Genomic DNA, 16,095 nt, shown 5'->3' with positions numbered 1-16,095 from the left:
TTAGAATTCTAATTACGATCGTCAAGTCATGAATCAATGCACCTCAGGGGTGATTTTCCCCTTGACTGACTCAAACGATTGATTAAACCTTGAAGTCTGTTGTTCAACCGTTTGATTGGTTGCTTGGAAACGAGGGGTCATGAACGCACAGCCGACCGACGCATCTCTTGATACGCGCCAGCGCCTGATCGAGGCCGCGATCCTGACCTTCGCCGAGAAGGGCTTCGACGGCGCCGGCATCCGCGAGATCGCCCTGCGGGCCAAGGCCAACTCGGCCCTCGTGACCTACCACTTCAGCGGCAAGGAGGGGCTCTACCTGGAGGCCCTCCGGTACATCTTCGCCCGCAAGGCCTGCCGCGTGGCCGAGCTGGCCACGGCCCCCCCCCTCGAAGGGCCGGAGGCCCGGAAGGATGCGATCCAGCGGCTCAAGGACCACATCCGGGCCTTCATGCAGGACCTGATGGCCTGCGATCCCCTCGATCCCCAGGATCCGCTGGGGGAGGCGGCCATGGCGCTCATGGCGCGGGAGATGCAGGCGCCACGGGCGGCCTCCTCGGGCCTGCTCATGGAGCAGATCCGGCCCCATGTGGACCACCTGATGCAGTGCCTCCAGGTGCTGCGCCCCGACCTCTCCTGGGGCGACCTCCTGAACATGGGCATGAGCATCCAGGGCCAGCTGCTGTATTTCCGCAACTCCCTGGGCATCGCCCGGCTCATCCGGAGGAACCCGAACTACCCGGAGGACCTCGAGGAGGTCATCCGGCACTTCACCGACTTCAGCCTGCGGGGACTCGGCGTCCCCGAAGCCTTTCCCGAGCCGAGGAACTGACATGCTCCTGTTCGCCCCACCCGCCCTCCAGGCCCCGGCCCCGGCCATGCCACCCGCCCCTCAGGCCCCGCTGACGCTGGACCTGGCCGGCGCCCTGGCCCGGGCCCGGAATGAGAACCCCATGCTCCGCGCGGCGAAGGCCCGCGTGGATGAGCGCCGCGGGCTGATCACCAGCACCCGCGCCGACGCCCTGCCGCAGCTGACGCTCATCGGCGACTTCACCCGCGCGCGGGACGTCTCCATCCTCAACAGCGGCTTCGCGGACAGCGCGGCCCAGTTCGGCCTGTCGCCCAGCTCCCTGGTGGGCGCCCGCAGCATCTACACCAGCCAGGCCAACCTCACCCAGCCCCTCTTCTACTGGGGCAAGCTGGGCACGGCCATCGACATCGCCAAGATGGGCGAGAAGGAGGCCGGTTACGGCTTCAGCACGGCCGAGCTGGACACCCTCCACGGGGTGGCCAAGGCCTACCTGGCGGTGCTGGGGGCCCAGGCGGAGCAGGAGGTCGTGGAGACCCGGCGCAAGACCGCCGAGCAGTTCGTCTCGGACGTGAAGGCCAAGCTGGAAGCCCAGTCGGCCACGGAACTGGATCGCCTGCGGGCGGAGAGCGAGCTGCTGGCGGTGATTCCCGAGGCCCTCCAGGCCGACGCCAATGTGAAGCGGGCCCAGGAAGTGCTGAACGGCCAGCTGGGCCTGGATCCGAAGACGCCCCTGGCGCTGGCAGACCTGAGCCGTCCCGAGCCGTCGGCCCGGCCCGCGGGCGCCGAGCGCAGCGAGCTGGCCCAGCTGAAGCAGCAGGAGGCCATGTACCGCGCCAACGAGAAGATCATCACCTCGGACCTGCGTCCGAAGTTCGACCTCAGCGCCAGCTACGGCTACCAGGCGGGCAAGACCGAGAACCTCTGGAAAGAGCCCTACGACACCTGGAAGGTGAGCGTCACGATGAAGTTCCCCATCTTCGATGGGCTGCGCAGCTCGGGCAAGCGGGCCCAGAACACGGCCCAGCTCGAGCAGGTGAAGCAGGCCCGCATCGACCGTGAGCGATCCATCGCCATCGAACAGAGCACAGCGGATCGCGAACTCGAGAAGGCCATCGCCCTGGACGAGGCTGCCCGCAAGGCACACGACGCCACGATGGAGGCCTTGCGCATGAGCCGCGAGTCCTTCGACCAGGGGCTCATCACCTCCCTCGACCTCCTCCAGGCGGAACGCGCCGAGCGCCAGGCCGAGAGCCAGCGCCGCCGCGCGGAACTGGGCCTCTGGTCCGCCCGCTTCGACCAGCGCCGCGCCCTGGGCCTCCCTCCTTTGTAACGAACCCGACGATTCCTGGAGTCGACCATGAACCGCAAAACCCTCATCATCACCACCGGACTCGCGGCCGCCATCATCGCCGGGGCCGCCACCTTCCACCGCGGCAAGCGCAACGCCGAGCTGGACCACCAGGCCGCCGTGAAGGCCGAAGGGTCCGTGGCCGTCACCCTGGTGCCGGTCCAGGAGCGGAGCTTCCGTCCCGCCGTGGCCTTCACGGGCACGCTGCTGGCCGTGAACCGCGCCGAGCTGAAGGCCGAGGTCACCGGCCGGGTGACGCGCGTGGCCGTGCAGGAAGGGGATACCGTCGCCGCCGGCGCCCTGCTGGGCGCCCAGGACGAGGACGACTACGCACTGGGTGTCCAGGCGGCCGAGGCTCAGCTGGCCCAGGCCCGGGCCCAGGCCCTCCAGGCCCAGCGCGACAACGACCGCTCCGTGACCCTACTGGAGAAGCGCAGCATCACGCGCCAGGCCGCCCAGCAGGCCGAGACCGTCTACAACGCCGCCAAAGCCGCGGCCCAGGCCGCCGAGAGCAACCTGGGCCTGGCCCGCCTGCGCCTCCGGAAGGCCCGCCTCGTGGCGCCCTTCGCGGGCCAGGTGGCCCGCCGCGCGGTGCAGCCCGGCGAGATGCTGAACCCCGGCCAGACGGCCTTCGAGATCGTGGACAACCGCAAGCTGGAGATCCGCGCGGACCTGCCCGCCGAGGCCATGGCCCAGGTGAAGGTCGGCCAGCGGGCCACCTTCCGGAGCATCGGCGTGGACAGGCTCGTGGAGGGCCGCGTGGCCCAGGTGAGCCCCAGCCTCTCCCAGGACGGCCGCACCCTGCGGGTCCGCGTGGAGGTTCCGAACCCGGACGGGATGCTGAAGGGCGGCCTCTTCGTGGAAGGCGTCATCCTCGGTGAAGGGGAGACCAAGGCGCCGGCCCTGCCGGCCACCCTGGTGAAGGCTCAGGATCGCGATGCGGAGGTCTATGTCGCTGAGCAGGACATTGCCCGGCGCCACAAGGTGGTGCTGGGGCCGGAACAGGACGGCTACCGCCCGGTGAGCGGGCTGGGCCTCGGCGCCCAGGTCGTCGATAGCGGCAAGGACCTCTTGAGCGAAGGCAGCCGCCTGCGCGTGATCAGCGGCGCCGCCCCGACCAGCGCGAATGGCGGCTCCGCCGCAGGAGGGAAGTGACCCATGTTCCTGTCCGATTTCTCCATCCGCAGGCCCGTCTTCACGGTCTGCATCATGCTGGCGCTGGTGGTGCTGGGCCTCTTCTCCGTGAAGACGCTGGGCATCGACCAGTACCCCAACACCGACATCCCCACGGTCACCGTCTCCGTCGTCTATCCCGGCGCCAGCCCTGAGTCGGTCAAGCAGGACGTCGTCCGGAAGATCGAGGAGGCCGTCAACCCCATCGAGAAGATCAAGGAGATCAGCTCCACCAGCCAGGAGGGCCTGGGCACGCTGGTGATCCAGTTCCACCTGGGCCGCAACGTGGACAACGCCCTCAACGATGTGCGGACCAAGATCGGCCAGATCCGGCGCGACCTGCCCAGCAACATCGAGGAGCCCGTCATCTCCAAGTTCGATCCGGCCCAGCTGCCGGTGCTCTCCCTGGTGGTGAAGCCGGACGCCAAGCATCCGGGCATGGACGACCGGGAGCTGACCCGCATCGCCGAGGACTTCCTCAAGCGCCGCATCGAGAACATCCCTGGCGTGGGCAAGGTGGATCCTGTGGGCGGCAGCACCCGCGAGATCCTCATCCAGGTCGATCCGCAGAAGCTGGAGTCCCAGGGACTCGCCCTCCAGGCCGTGAAGAACGCCCTGGGCGGCGACACCATGGCCATCCCCAGCGGCAACCTGCTCCAGGGCAGCCGCGAGATGTCCGTGAAGGTGGACGCCAAGGCCAAGTCCGTGGCCGACTTCGACCATGTGGTCGTGGGCAACAAGGAAGGCCGCCCCATCGAGCTGCGGGAAGTGGCCACGGTGGTGGACGGCATCAAGGAGAAACGCAGCCTGGCCCGCCTGGGTGGCAAGGATGTGGTGGCCCTGGAGATCCAGCGGCAGACCGGCGGCAACACCGTGGCCATGGTCACAGCCGTGGAGAAGGCCCTGGAGGAGCTGAAACCCGAGCTGGCCCAGCAGGGTGTCGAGGTGGCCACCGCCAAGGACAACGCCCGCTTCATCATCGACAACGTGGACGACGTGAATACCTCCATCTACGTGGGCGGCCTGCTCACGGTGATCATCGTGTTCTTCTTCCTCAAGAGCTGGCGGTCCACGCTCATCACCAGCCTCACCCTGCCCGTGTCCGTGATCTCCACGTTCATCATCATGCGGGCGCTGGACTTCACGCTGAACACCATGACGCTCATGGGCCTCAGCCTGGCCATCGGCATCCTCATCGACGATGCCATCGTGGTCCGCGAGAACATCACGCGGCACGCGGAGATGGGCAAGGATCACGTCACCGCCGCCCGGGAGGGCACGGCGGAGATCGGCCCCGCCGTCATCGCCACCACCATGTCCATCCTGGCGGTGTTCGTGCCCGTGGCCTTCATGGGCGGCATCGTGGGCAAGTTCTTCTTCCCCTTCGGCATCGTCGTGGCCTTCGCCGTGGCCGTGTCGCTGTTCGTGAGCTTCACGCTGGATCCCATGCTCAGCGCCGTCTGGCCGGATCCCGAGCACGAGAAGAGCGCCGACGGACATGTGCACTACCAGGGCCGGAATCCCATCATGCGGGCGGTGGAAGCCTTCGGCCGCATGCTGGACCGATGGGAGCTCCTCTACAAGTCGGCCATCGAATGGGCCATGCGCCATCGCTGGACGGTGATGCTCGCGGGGGGCGGCAGCTTCGTGCTGGCCATGATGCTCTCGGGCCTTCTGGGCAATAACTTTATGCCCGACTACGACCGCGGCGATCTCCAGGCCACCTTCAAGGCGGAACCCGGCTCCAGCCTCGCGGCCACCCGCGAGAAGGCCCTGGCCCTGGAGAAGGCCATCCAGGCCGTGCCCGGCGTGGACTTTGCCTACACCACCATCGGCACGGGCCTGAACGGCACCGTGGATTCCGGCGGGATCTACGTGAAGCTGAAGAATGGCCACCGGCCGAACCATGTGGTGATCCGCCGGCAGATCCGGGAGGCCTTCCGCTCAGTGCCCGGTGTGGACGCGGCCATCGGCACCGCCAACGACTGGGGCACCACCTTCCCCATCATGGTGGCCGTGCAGGCCCCGGACCGGGATGCGGTCATCCAGGCGGTGCCCCTCGTGAAGGAAGCTCTGCGCAGCGTGCCCGGCGCCGTGGACGTCACCACCAGCCTGGACAGCGGGAAGCCCGAGCTGCGCCTCGTGGTGGATCGCAAGGCCGCCTCGGACCTGGGTGTGAGCCCGGCCCTGGTCTCCCAGATGGTCCGCCCCCTGGTGGACGGCGAGAAGGTCGCGAAGTACGAGGACGAGAAGGGCGAGCAGCGCGATGTGCGCGTCCGGCTCGCCGACCAGGAGCGCCGCTTCACGGCGCAGCTGGCCAACATGACCGTGCAGAGCACCAAGGATCTCGGCGGGGGCAAGCATCCGCTGGTCCGCCTCAATCAGGTGGTGCGCTTCGAGGAGGGCATCGCCCCCGCCAAGCTCCAGCGCCACGACCTGATGGAGGAGGTGGAGGTGGACGCCAACTTCGACGGCTCCACCTTGGGCGAGGTCAGCGCGGGTGCGGCGAAGAAGGTGGCCGAGCTGAAGGCCGGCGGCCAGCTGCCCGAAGGCGTCCGCGTGGAGTTCCTGGGGCAGACCCGGGACAGCAAGGAGACGGCGGGCTACATGGGCACCTCGCTCCTGCTGGCCGTCTTCTTCATCTACTTCGTGCTCGCCAGCCAGTTCGAGAGCTTCAAGCTGCCCGTCGCCATCATGGCCAGCCTGCCGCTGTCCATGGTGGGCATGGTGCTGATGCTGCTGGTGACCGGCGATTCCATGTCCATGATGACGAGCATCGGCATGATCCTGCTGATGGGCCTGGTGACGAAGAACGCCATCCTGCTGGTGGACCACGCCCTGCACCTGGAGCGCGAGGAGGGCATTTCCCGCCGGCAGGCCATCATCCGGGCGGGCACCGTGCGGCTGCGGCCCATCCTCATGACCAGCTTCGCCATGATCGGGGGCATGCTCCCGCTCTTCCTGGCGCTGGGTGCCGGGGCCGAGATGCGCGCTCCCATGGCCCGCGCCGTGGTGGGCGGCCTCATCACCTCGACCCTGCTCACGCTCATCGTGGTGCCGGTGTTCTTCGAGATCATCGAAGACTTCACCCTGGCCAAAGTCTGGGCCTGGATCCGGCGGCGACTGGGGCGCACGGAATCGGAGCCCGAGGCCATCCGCCCGCTGGCGGAGGCGCCCGATGCCTGAGCCGCCGTTCTACGCGGCGGTGGAGGCCCGGCGCACGGTGCGGGATTTTCTTCCCGACCCGGTGCCCCAGGAGGTGCTGGACCGCTGCCTCGACGCCGCCCGGCTCGCGCCCAGCTCCAGCAACCTCCAGCCCTGGGAGTTCGTGATCATCCGGGATCCTCGGGTCCGGCAGGCGGCCAACGCCGCCTGCCTGGACCAGCTGCCGGCCAAGACCGCGCCCGTGCTCATCGCCCTGGTCACCCACCGCGACACCTGGCGGCGGAATCGGGACGAAATTTTGCGCGTCTTTGCCAGCCGGGGGCCTCTCCGCCCAAGCCAGGTGTCCTACTACCGGCGCATCATCCCCGTGATCTACACCGCCGGGCCCTTCGGCGTGCTGGGGCCGCTGAAGCGGGCCTTCAGCCGGATCACCTCCCTGTTCAAGCCCACGCCGAACCTCATGGCGCGGGAGGATGTCCGCATCATGGCCCACAAGAGCACGGCCCTGGCCGCCGCCACCTTCATGCTGGCCCTCCGGGCCGAAGGCTTCGACAGCTGCCCCATGGAGGGCTTCGACCCCTGGCGGGCCAAGGCCCTGCTGGGCCTGCCCCGGGGCGCCGAGGTGAACATGTTCCTGGCCGTGGGGAAGCGCAGCGAGAAGGGCGTGTGGTGGGACCGGGTGCTCATGCCGCGGGACTGGATGATCCGGGAAATCTGAGCGCTCGTCTCCGGGCCCCGCTTCAGGCACTCTGAAGAACGCCATGAATGTTGTCAGCCCCGACCTGAAGGATCTGCTGCGCCTCGCCGAGGCCCCCGCCGAGGTCCTCATCGCCTCCGGAGCGCGCCTCCGCTGGACCTCCCCGCCGGCGCTGGCGCTGGTGCTGGCCCGCTGGATCACGCGCGAAGGCCGCGTCCAGTCGCTTTGGGTGGACGCCCCCTCGGAGGCCGAGGCCCGCACCCTGGCCCAGGATCTCCAGGCCCTGCTCCCCGGGGCGGGCGTGGCTCATTTCCCCGGCTTCGCGGCCTACGCCGGAGGCGAGAGCAGCCCGCCGGGCATGGTGCTGCGGGACCGGCTCTCCACCCTGGTGGGGCTGCTGGAACGCCGCGTCCAGGTGCTGGTGACGGGGCCCCTGGCCGCCTGCGAGCGGCTGCCCCATCCCACCTGGTTCCAGAAGCAGAAGCTGGAGCTGCGCGTGGGTGCCGAGGTGCCCCGGGAGCTGCTGCTGGAGACCCTGGTGGCCCTGGGCTACCGGCGCACGGAGATGGCCGCGGCGCCGGGGGAGTTCAGCTCCCGCGGCATGGTGGTGGATCTCTGGCCCGACCACCTGGACCAGCCCCTGCGCCTGGAGACCTTCGGCGACGAGCTGGAGCGCCTGTCGCCCTTCGATCCCGACACCCAGCGCCGCACGGGCGAGGCCCTGGAATCGCTCACGCTCTATCCCCGCTTCGAGGGCGAGCGGGGCGATGGCCAGGCCCTGCTGGATGCGGTGGCTTCCCGCGCCGACCGCACCCTGGAGCCGGAGGACGACCAGGCCTTCCGCCGGGCCCGGCTGGCCACGCACGGGCACTTCCCCGGTGAGGAGCTGTTCCATCCCCTGCTGGCCCAGCCGAAGGGCCAGCTGATCCACTGGGTGCCCCCCTGCCTGCGGGTGCGCCTGGACGGGGCCTGGGAGGAGGCGCTGCGAGAGGCCGAGCGGGCCCGCATCGAGGAGGGCCTGGCGACCCTCCGCCGCGGCGGGGTGGTGTGTCCCGACTTCGAGGATCGCTTCCTGCCCACGGACCCCAGCCGCCCCACCCTCCACCTCACGGAATGGCAGAGCGAGGCCACGGTCCCCCTGGCGGCCCTGCCCCTGCGGGAATTCCAGGGCCGGCTCCTCGACCTCGCCACGCACGTGCAGGAGCTGGCGCTCACGGGTCACCGGGTGTTCCTCGCAGGCTCAACCCCCGGCATGAAGGGCCGCTTCGCGGAGTTCCTCCGCGACTACGACCTGCCCCAGGCCTATGGCACGGAAACGGGCTGCCGCGCCATCCAGCTGTCCCTGAGCGCCGGCGTCCATCTCAAGGAGCCGGGCCTCGTCGTCTTCACCGAGCGCGAGATCTTCGGCCGCAAGGCCATCCAGGCGGCGCCCAAGAAATCCCGCAGCGCAGCCTTCCTGTCGGACCTGCGGGACCTGAAGCCCGGCGACCGCGTGGTGCACCTGGACCACGGCATCGGCGAGTTCGTGGGCTTCGCCACCCTCACCGTGGGCGGCGAGGAGCAGGAGGTGCTCCAGCTGCGCTACGCCGACGGCGGCCAGCTCAACGTGAGCCTGGAGCGGGCGGACCTCGTCCAGCGCTACACCGGTGCGGAGGGTCACCTGCCGCCCCTGGACAAGCTGGGCGGCGCCTCCTGGGCCAAGGTCAAGCGCAAGGCCAAGAAGGCCATCCGGGACATGGCCGACGAGCTGCTGAAGCTCTACGCCCAGCGCAAGCTGGAGAAGGGCCATGCCTACCCGCCGGACGGGCCGGACATGGCCGCCTTCGATGCCAGCTTCCCCTTCACCCCCACACCGGACCAGATCGAGGCCATCGAGGCCGTGAAGGCGGACCTGGAGTCGCCGCGCCCCATGGACCGGCTGCTGGTGGGCGACGTGGGCTTCGGCAAGACGGAGGTGGCCATGCGCGCCGCCGCCAAGGTGGCGCTGGAAGGCCGCCAGGTGGCCGTGCTCTGCCCCACGACCGTGCTCTGCTTCCAGCATTTCCGGACCTTCCAGGAGCGCTTCGCGGGCTTCCCCATCCGCATCGAGATGCTGAACCGCTTCGTCGATCCCGCCGAGCAGAAGCGCATCCTCCAGGAGGTGGCCGACGGCAAGGTGGAGATCGTCATCGGCACCCACCAGCTGCTGGGTGCCCGCGTGAAGTTCGCGGACCTGGGCCTGGTGGTGATCGACGAGGAGCAACGCTTCGGCGTGGGCCACAAGGAGAAGCTGAAGAAGCTCCGCCTCAACGTGGACCAGCTGGCGCTTTCCGCCACACCCATTCCCCGCACGCTGCACATGAGCCTCACCGGGCTCCGCGAAATCAGCCTCATCGAGACGCCCCCCAAGGACCGCCTGGCCATCGAGACCGTGGTGGCTCCCTGGAGCGACGAGCTGGTGCAGACGGCCATCCAGTTCGAGCTGCGCCGCGGCGGCCAGGTCTATCTGGTGCACAACCGGGTGGAGTCCATCGTCTCCATCGCTGCCCGGGTGCGGGAGCTGGTGCCGGACGCCCGGGTGGGCGTGGGCCACGGCCAGCTGACGGACGAGGGGCTGGAGCAGGTGATGCTCGGCTTCATGGAGGGCCGCATCGACGTGCTGGTGGCGACCACCATCGTGGAGAACGGGCTCGACGTGCCCAATGCCAACACGCTCATCGTCCACCGGGCCGACGCCTTCGGTCTGAGTCAGCTCTACCAGCTGCGGGGGCGTGTGGGCCGCAGCGACGTGCCGGCCTACGCCTACCTGATGATCCCGCCCAAGCACGAGATCAGCGAAGACGCCCGCAAGCGCCTCCAGGCCCTCGAGGATTTCTCGGAACTGGGCTCCGGCTTCCGCGTGGCGGCCATGGACCTGGAGCTGCGCGGCGCAGGCAACCTGCTGGGCGGCGAGCAGTCCGGCCACATCCACGACATCGGCTTCGAACTCTACGTGAAGCTGCTGGAGGAGACGCTCCAGGAGCTGCAGGGCCAGCCCAGCACCGCCTTCGAAGTCAAGGTGGACGGCCTGGCGCCGGGCGCCCAGCTCAGCCGCCGCTGGATCGACCAGGCCGCCGAGCGGCTGGTGGCCTACAAGCGCCTCTCGCGGCTGCGCGAGGAGAAGGACCTGGAACTGTACCGCCTGGACTTGGAGGATCGCTTCGGCCATGTGCCCGAAGACGACGCGGACACCCAGCGCTTCTTCGAGGTGCTCAAGGTGAAGCTGCGGGCCCAGGCTTTGGCGGTCTCCGAAGTGGCCGTGGACAAGGGCCAGCTCAAGCTGCGCCTCAGCCCCCAGACTTCCGTGGACCCCGCGAAGCTCCTGGCCTGGGTGGGCGCCCAGAAGGGCGCCTCCCTCAGCCCCGACGGCGCGGTGCGCCTGCCCCTGCTGGGCGCCCAGGACGGCCCGGTGCTCCAGGCCCAGCGGGTGCTGGCGGAGTGGGCTTCGCTCGGCTAGATGGGCGGGCCGTCCACCGGCGCATCGCGTCCGTTGGCCGGTTCCCCGGGACTTCCGGTACCCGGCGCCCTACCTTGGTGGGGTGCCGCCCGGGGGTCCCCATGTCGTCCTTCCTGATGTCCGAATCGATCGCGCTGGTCCGCACGATCCAGGCGGTGGTGGCCTTCATCCTCTTCTCGCTCTTCGCACCCCTGGCTCTGCGCGGGGGCCAGGCAAAGCCGGAACCCCGCATCGTCTCCCTCAAGGGCTTCGAGGCCGCGGAGGTCCGTCAGCAGGGCTTCACCCTGCCGAGGGCCATGAAAGTCCACGTCTATGCCCGGGGCGGGGGGCTCCGGCGCGTGCTGCACGCCCAGGGCGACAGCCCGCTCTTCGCGTACGGCTGGATCCTCAACGCCGCCACTCGGGAGGTGGTCTGGCAGATGGACGGAGCCAACACCCGGCGCGACTGGGACTACCGGGTGGCCGACCAGTACCTCGACCTCCCCGCCGGCAGCTACGAAGCCTACTTCGCCAACCACGGCTTCGGCCAGAGCCTGCTCTTCGCGCAGTGGGCCCGCAACATCGACCGGCGCTCCCTCCAGGCGGAGCAGACCGAACGGCCCCGGGGCTTCCTGGCGGCCTTCGGCGCGGACCGGGCCAGCCTGCTGCGCCACTGGCGGGAGCAGGTGGGGAACTACGGCCTGGAGATCTACCTGCCGGGCGGCGACCCCGCGGAGGTGGCGACCTTCGAGGCCCCGCTGCGCTGGAGGAACATCGCCGTGTCCCTGGCCGCCACCACCGACAACGGCCACTGGGTGCAGGCCTTCCATGTCCGGAAGCCCGTGGCGCTCCACATCTACGCGGAGGGCGAGGGCAGCGGCCGGCGCATGCACGACTATGGCTGGATCACGGACGCCCGCACCCGCACCCGGGTGTGGGAGATGACCATGGACAAGGCCCGGTTCGCCGGGGGGGCACAGAAGAACCGCCGCCAGGTGGAGACGATCCAGCTGCCGGCGGGTGACTATGAGGCGGTCTTTGTCACGGATGATTCCCATGACCCGGCGGACTGGAACGCTGCGCCGCCCTGCGATCCGGGACTGTACGGCCTGACGCTCGCCGTGCCGTCGGATGCCGACCTGGCCGCGGTCTCCCTGACGAAGCCGCTGGCCTGGTCGGTGCTCGCCGAGCTGGTGCGGGTCGGGAACGACCAGGATCGCAGCGCGCCCTTCACCCTCGCCGCGGCCCATGCGGTGCGGGTCTATGCGATCGCCGAGGGGAGCGGCGAAGGCATGGCCGATGAGGCCTGGATCGAAGACGCGGCCGGGAAGCGCGTGTGGACCATGGAGCATGGCCGCACGCAGCCTGCCGGCGGGGCCGCCAAGAACCGCCTGGCCGACGAGGTGGTCAGCCTGCCCAAGGGTGCCTACACCCTGCGGTTCAGGACCGACGACAGCCACGCCTACGGCCATTGGAACAGCGATGCGCCCTGGGACCCCGAGCACTATGGCGTGACGGTGTACCGGCTGAACTGAGCCGAGGCGGCAGGGACCGGTCGGGACCGGGTTCCCTGCCGCCTCGGTGCGCGGGAAGGTCTAGGCGCGGAAATCGTCGGCCAGCTTGGCGATCACGGAGTTGATCTTGAGCTTGGCCATGCCGATGGAGGAGTCGCTCTTCAGGATGAGGACCAGGTGGATGTGGGCCTTGCCGGGCTGGGAGCGGAGGGGATCCGTGCCTTCGTTGAGGCAGCGCACGAGGATGTGGGCGTGTTCCGCTTCCACGTGCACCTGCTGGCCCCGGCCGGTGCCCATGTCCAGGGAGGCCTTCTGGGCGTTCATCAGCACGTTGTTGGCCAGAACCCCGATGTCCTTGAGGTTGACGCCTTCGGCACCGAGCATGGCGAGCGCCTCGCCGGTGGGGGTGAACAGGCCGCAGCCCGCGAACCCGTCGATCTGGGCCAGTTCTTTCAGTTTGTCAGCAGCAGCCATGGTGGGCTCCTTGTGGGAAGTGAGGGTGGGTGGAGGTGGTTGAGGGGACGGGGAATCTTCCAGATCCTCGGGGGAGAGGGGGACCGCTCCCGAAGTCGGATGGCTGGTGCCGTGAGGCCTGTGGGACTCGTCCTTGAGCCGGTAGGCCTCCATGAGCAGGGCCTGCAGGGGCTGCATGGCCTGTCCGGGCACGGTGGTGCGGACTTTCAGGAACTCGATGACGGGCTCGCCCCAGGCGAGGATGGCCAGGGCCGCGGCGTCCCCGGAGGTTTCGCCGGTCTCGGCCTGGATCAACTGGCCATCCCTGAAGTGGAGGAGCCCCTGGCCTTCCCGGGAACCCACGCGGACCGCGCAGGTCTTCCGCTCGATCTGGATCATCTGGAGGAAGGTGGCCAGGCTGATGCCGGTGAGGTGGCCGCTGGCCATGGCCGAGAGGCTGTCGGTGATCGCCTTCCGGAGCCGGGGGAAATCGAAGGGCTTGTCGAGCACACTGGTGACCCCCTGCTCGCGCAGGCGGCTTTCGATCTCCGGCGTTCCGAAGGCGGTCATGACGATGGCGGGAACGCCCGGGTGGTGCCGGCTCATGTGCGAAAGGAGCCCGTAGCCGTCCATCTCGGGCATCTTCAGATCGGTCACCACCAGGTCCACGTGGCGGGTATCGAGGATCTGGGCCGCCAGCCGGCCGTTCTTGGCCGTGAGCACCGTCATGTCGGAGGTCGAGTCTGCAAAGCCGTCCAGGGCCGTCCGCAGGAACAGCTCTTCGTCATCCACGACCAGTACGGTGGGAGGGGGGGTCATCGCAATCCATCCATGCCCCTCTCAATGCATGGGTGATGCCAAGGTGCTTTTTGATATAAGTTTATTAATGTCAATACGCAAAATGACGTACGGGAAAACGCCGGTTCAAAATGAACCAGTCGATTCGACCCGATCGGGTCAATCTGGACCGGTGACTGGAGGCCGCTTCACCCGTCGCTTCAAGGTGGACAGGGAGATCCCGAGGGCCCCGGCCGCCCGGGTGTAGTTGCCCTGGTACAGCCGAAGAGCCCGGTGCAGGTGGGCCTGCTCCACTTCCTCCAGGGTCGGGAAGGAGGCCGCCCCCGGCGTCCCAGCCTCCGGGCCGGGGTCTCCGCCCCCATCGCTCAGCAGGAAGGTGGAAGGCGGCGTTCCAAGCAGGTAGGCCCGCTCCAGGACGTTCTTCAGTTCGCGGACGTTTCCCGGCCAGCCGTAGGCCGCCAGCCGCGCCAGTTCCGGGTGGGCCAGGGGCTGGGGGACGCCGTGGCCGGTCAGGTGGGACTGGAGGAAGGCGCTGAGCTCGGGCAGATCTTCGAGGTGGTCGCGGAGCGGCGGCATCCCGATGCGCAGCACGTTGAGGCGGAAGAAGAGGTCCGCGCGGAACTGGCGGGCCTTGATGGCCTCTTCCAGCTGGGCATTGGTCGCCGCCACGATCCGCACATCGATCCGCTTCCCCACTCGGCCGCCCAAGGGGGTGACCATGCGGTCCTCGAGCACCGACAGGAGCTTGGACTGGAGGTGCAGGGGCATCTCCCCGATCTCATCCAGGAACAGCGTGCCGCCCTCGGCCATCTCCAGGAGGCCTTCCCGGGAGGCCACGGCCCCCGTGAAGGCCCCGCGCGTCCAGCCGAACAGCTCCGCCTCGATGAGGTTCTCGGGCAGGGCCGCGCAGTTGAGCGTCACGAAGGGGGCCTGCCCTCTGGGGCTGGCGTGGTGGATGGTCCGCGCCACCAGGTTCTTCCCGGTTCCCGTCTCCCCGGTGATGAGCACGGAGGCGTCGGATCCACCCGCGAGATGGACGACCCGCCGGACCTCCGCCATGCGCGGGGACGCTCCCACCAGGATCGCGCTGTGGCTGTCCGCCTCGGTGCGCCAGGCCTCCAGGCGGCCCGCCCGCTCGAGCACCGAGACCGACATCAGCCGGTCGACGGCATGGCCCAGGGCGGCCACCTCGAAGGGTTTCGACAAGTAGTCGTGGGCCCCGGCCTTCAGCGCCTTGACCGCATGCTCGAAGGAGGGATACGCGGTGACGTAGATGATCTTGGCGAAGGGATGAGCCTGCAGCAGGTGGCGGCAGAGGTCGAGCCCGCTGCCATCCGGCAGGCGCTCGTCGAGAATGGCCAGGTCGATGGCCTCCTGCCCCACGAACGCCTGCCCCTGGGCACAGGATCCCGCCTCCAGGACCTTGAACCGGTCGCCGAAGAAGTCGGAGGTCACCTTCCTGAACAGGGGATTGTCATCGACGACCAGCAGCTGCTTCCGGGGCTCCATGTCACGCGCCTCCGAGCGTAAAGGACACGCTGGTGCCCCGGGGCCGGACGGGCTCCATCCAGATCGTCCCGTTCATCCCCGTCACCATCTTCTTCACGATGATGAGGCCCAGCCCCGTGCCGTGTTCCTTGGTGGTGAAGAAGGGCGTGAAGATCCGCGGCAGGAGGTGGCGGGGGACTCCGGGGCCGTTGTCCTCCACGGTCACGGTGGCCCCTCCCGCGCTGGAGGCCACGCGGACATGGATGCGGGGATCCGCTTCCCCCTCCAGGGCCTCGGCCGCGTTCGCCACCAGGTTGATCAGGATCTGGTGCAGCGCGCGCACATCGGCGCTCACGAGCGGGAGCCCCAGACTGACCTCGATGTCGAACCCGATCCCCCGCGTGCGGAGATCCGGTTCGACCAGGGGCTTCAGCTGCGCGAAGAACGAGGCCAGATCCACAGCCTTCATCTCGGGCTGCTCGAAGAGCGAGAAGTTCCTCAGGGAGCGCAGGAGGTTCTCGGCGCGTCCCAGTTCGCTTTCGATGCTTTCGAGATAGTCGGCGACAGTCTCCTTCGGAAACCGGTCGAGGCCGTTCCGGAGCACACTCACCGCGGCCTTGATGGAATGGATGGGGTTGCCGAGTTCATGGCGCACGGCCGAGAAGATGAAGCCCAGGCTGTTCATCTGCTCCACGGATTCGGCGATGGCTTCCAGGCGCTGGCGCTCCGTGATGTCGAGCAGGAAGATCCAGACGAACCCGTCCGACCGGTAGAACGAGTACCCATAGAGCCGGCACCCCACCCGGACGGAGTCCCCCTCCACGTGATCGCCCAGCAGGCCTTCGAAGGTGCCGCCCCCCTTCATCAGGAGGGAGGCCAACCCCTGGTAGGAGTGGTCCCCCACCATATCGAGCAGCTGCCGGGCGACCTGGTTCTCGAACACGACCATGTGGCGCGACACGTCGAGGACGAGGATCCCGAGATGCATGGACTGCATCCCGTCGGCGAAGACACAGACCCCCGGGCAGGGCGCCTTGGAGAATGGACAGGAGTGGCTGTGCGCGCAGGGGAACTGGGTGAAGGAGAGTTCGCTCGGCATGGCTTCATCTTCCAGAAAAGGTCGCACCCGACGGGCCTCGGCCCAGTGTCTCCCGGTTCGGCAGCGGGGTCCCCGGACTTGATGGTAGGGCCATCGCC

General features: G+C 68.7%; 10 protein-coding genes. 7 read left to right on the top strand and 3 right to left on the bottom strand.

Annotation, left to right across the window (positions count from 1 at the left end; genetic code table 11):
• Positions 1-139 precede the first annotated feature (139 nt).
• From MLE43_RS12730 to MLE43_RS12700, 7 genes are all read left to right on the top strand, one after another.
• Positions 140-829: a CerR family C-terminal domain-containing protein gene (locus MLE43_RS12730; protein WP_243304605.1), complete on the top strand. Its 690-nt coding sequence runs from the start codon at positions 140-142 to the stop codon at positions 827-829.
• Position 830: 1 nt separating this feature from the next.
• Positions 831-2,138 carry a TolC family protein gene (locus MLE43_RS12725; protein WP_243304603.1) on the top strand — a complete coding sequence of 436 codons (1,308 nt, stop codon included), beginning with the start codon at positions 831-833 and terminating at the stop codon, positions 2,136-2,138.
• Between the two features lie 27 nt (positions 2,139-2,165).
• Entirely contained in the window at positions 2,166-3,311 is a 1,146-nt protein-coding gene (locus tag MLE43_RS12720; RefSeq protein WP_243304601.1) for an efflux RND transporter periplasmic adaptor subunit, read from the top strand.
• Positions 3,312-3,314: 3 nt separating this feature from the next.
• Positions 3,315-6,515 carry an efflux RND transporter permease subunit gene (locus MLE43_RS12715; protein ID WP_243304599.1) on the top strand — a complete coding sequence of 1,067 codons (3,201 nt, stop codon included), beginning with the start codon at positions 3,315-3,317 and terminating at the stop codon, positions 6,513-6,515.
• Complete coding sequence (locus tag MLE43_RS12710) at positions 6,508-7,212, top strand: nitroreductase family protein (RefSeq protein ID WP_243304597.1); 705 nt, start codon at positions 6,508-6,510, stop codon at positions 7,210-7,212. The genes MLE43_RS12715 and MLE43_RS12710 overlap by 8 nt, the downstream gene beginning before the upstream one ends.
• Before the next feature lie 43 nt (positions 7,213-7,255).
• Positions 7,256-10,666, top strand: coding sequence for a transcription-repair coupling factor (gene mfd, locus MLE43_RS12705; protein ID WP_243304595.1), 3,411 nt, complete (start codon positions 7,256-7,258; stop codon positions 10,664-10,666).
• Positions 10,667-10,767: 101 nt separating this feature from the next.
• Positions 10,768-12,180 carry a hypothetical protein gene (locus MLE43_RS12700; protein ID WP_243304593.1) on the top strand — a complete coding sequence of 471 codons (1,413 nt, stop codon included), beginning with the start codon at positions 10,768-10,770 and terminating at the stop codon, positions 12,178-12,180.
• A 60-nt stretch (positions 12,181-12,240) separates the two neighbouring features.
• On the opposite strand, the gene MLE43_RS12695 is transcribed toward MLE43_RS12700, so the two are convergent.
• The 3 genes from MLE43_RS12695 to MLE43_RS12685 form a co-directional block, all read right to left on the bottom strand.
• Positions 12,241-13,431, bottom strand: a complete 1,191-nt coding sequence (locus tag MLE43_RS12695) for a response regulator (protein WP_243304591.1) — start codon at positions 13,429-13,431, stop codon at positions 12,241-12,243.
• A gap of 138 nt (positions 13,432-13,569) precedes the next feature.
• Complete coding sequence (locus MLE43_RS12690) at positions 13,570-14,919, bottom strand: sigma-54-dependent transcriptional regulator (RefSeq protein WP_243304590.1); 1,350 nt, start codon at positions 14,917-14,919, stop codon at positions 13,570-13,572.
• A 1-nt stretch (position 14,920) separates the two neighbouring features.
• A complete protein-coding gene (locus MLE43_RS12685) occupies positions 14,921-15,997 on the bottom strand; it encodes a sensor histidine kinase (RefSeq protein WP_243304588.1) in 1,077 nt (358 codons plus the stop codon).
• Between the last annotated feature and the right edge of the window lie 98 nt (positions 15,998-16,095).

Source organism: Geothrix oryzisoli, from assembly GCF_022808865.1.
In the GTDB taxonomy this organism is placed as follows: Bacteria; Acidobacteriota; Holophagae; order Holophagales; family Holophagaceae; genus Geothrix; species Geothrix oryzisoli.
This window is presented reverse-complemented; position numbering and strand designations above follow the sequence as displayed.

Excerpts from the sequence above, each read along its gene's own strand:
- MLE43_RS12730 (WP_243304605.1), top strand. The coding sequence starts at position 140 with ATGAACGCACAGCCGACCGACGCATCTCTTGATACGCGCCAGCGCCTG.
- MLE43_RS12725 (WP_243304603.1), top strand. The coding sequence starts at position 831 with ATGCTCCTGTTCGCCCCACCCGCCCTCCAGGCCCCGGCCCCGGCCATG.
- MLE43_RS12720 (WP_243304601.1), top strand. The coding sequence starts at position 2,166 with ATGAACCGCAAAACCCTCATCATCACCACCGGACTCGCGGCCGCCATC.
- MLE43_RS12715 (WP_243304599.1), top strand. The coding sequence starts at position 3,315 with ATGTTCCTGTCCGATTTCTCCATCCGCAGGCCCGTCTTCACGGTCTGC.
- MLE43_RS12710 (WP_243304597.1), top strand. The coding sequence starts at position 6,508 with ATGCCTGAGCCGCCGTTCTACGCGGCGGTGGAGGCCCGGCGCACGGTG.
- mfd (WP_243304595.1), top strand. The coding sequence starts at position 7,256 with ATGAATGTTGTCAGCCCCGACCTGAAGGATCTGCTGCGCCTCGCCGAG.
- MLE43_RS12700 (WP_243304593.1), top strand. The coding sequence starts at position 10,768 with ATGTCGTCCTTCCTGATGTCCGAATCGATCGCGCTGGTCCGCACGATC.
- MLE43_RS12695 (WP_243304591.1), bottom strand. The coding sequence starts at position 13,431 with ATGACCCCCCCTCCCACCGTACTGGTCGTGGATGACGAAGAGCTGTTC.
- MLE43_RS12690 (WP_243304590.1), bottom strand. The coding sequence starts at position 14,919 with ATGGAGCCCCGGAAGCAGCTGCTGGTCGTCGATGACAATCCCCTGTTC.
- MLE43_RS12685 (WP_243304588.1), bottom strand. The coding sequence starts at position 15,997 with ATGCCGAGCGAACTCTCCTTCACCCAGTTCCCCTGCGCGCACAGCCAC.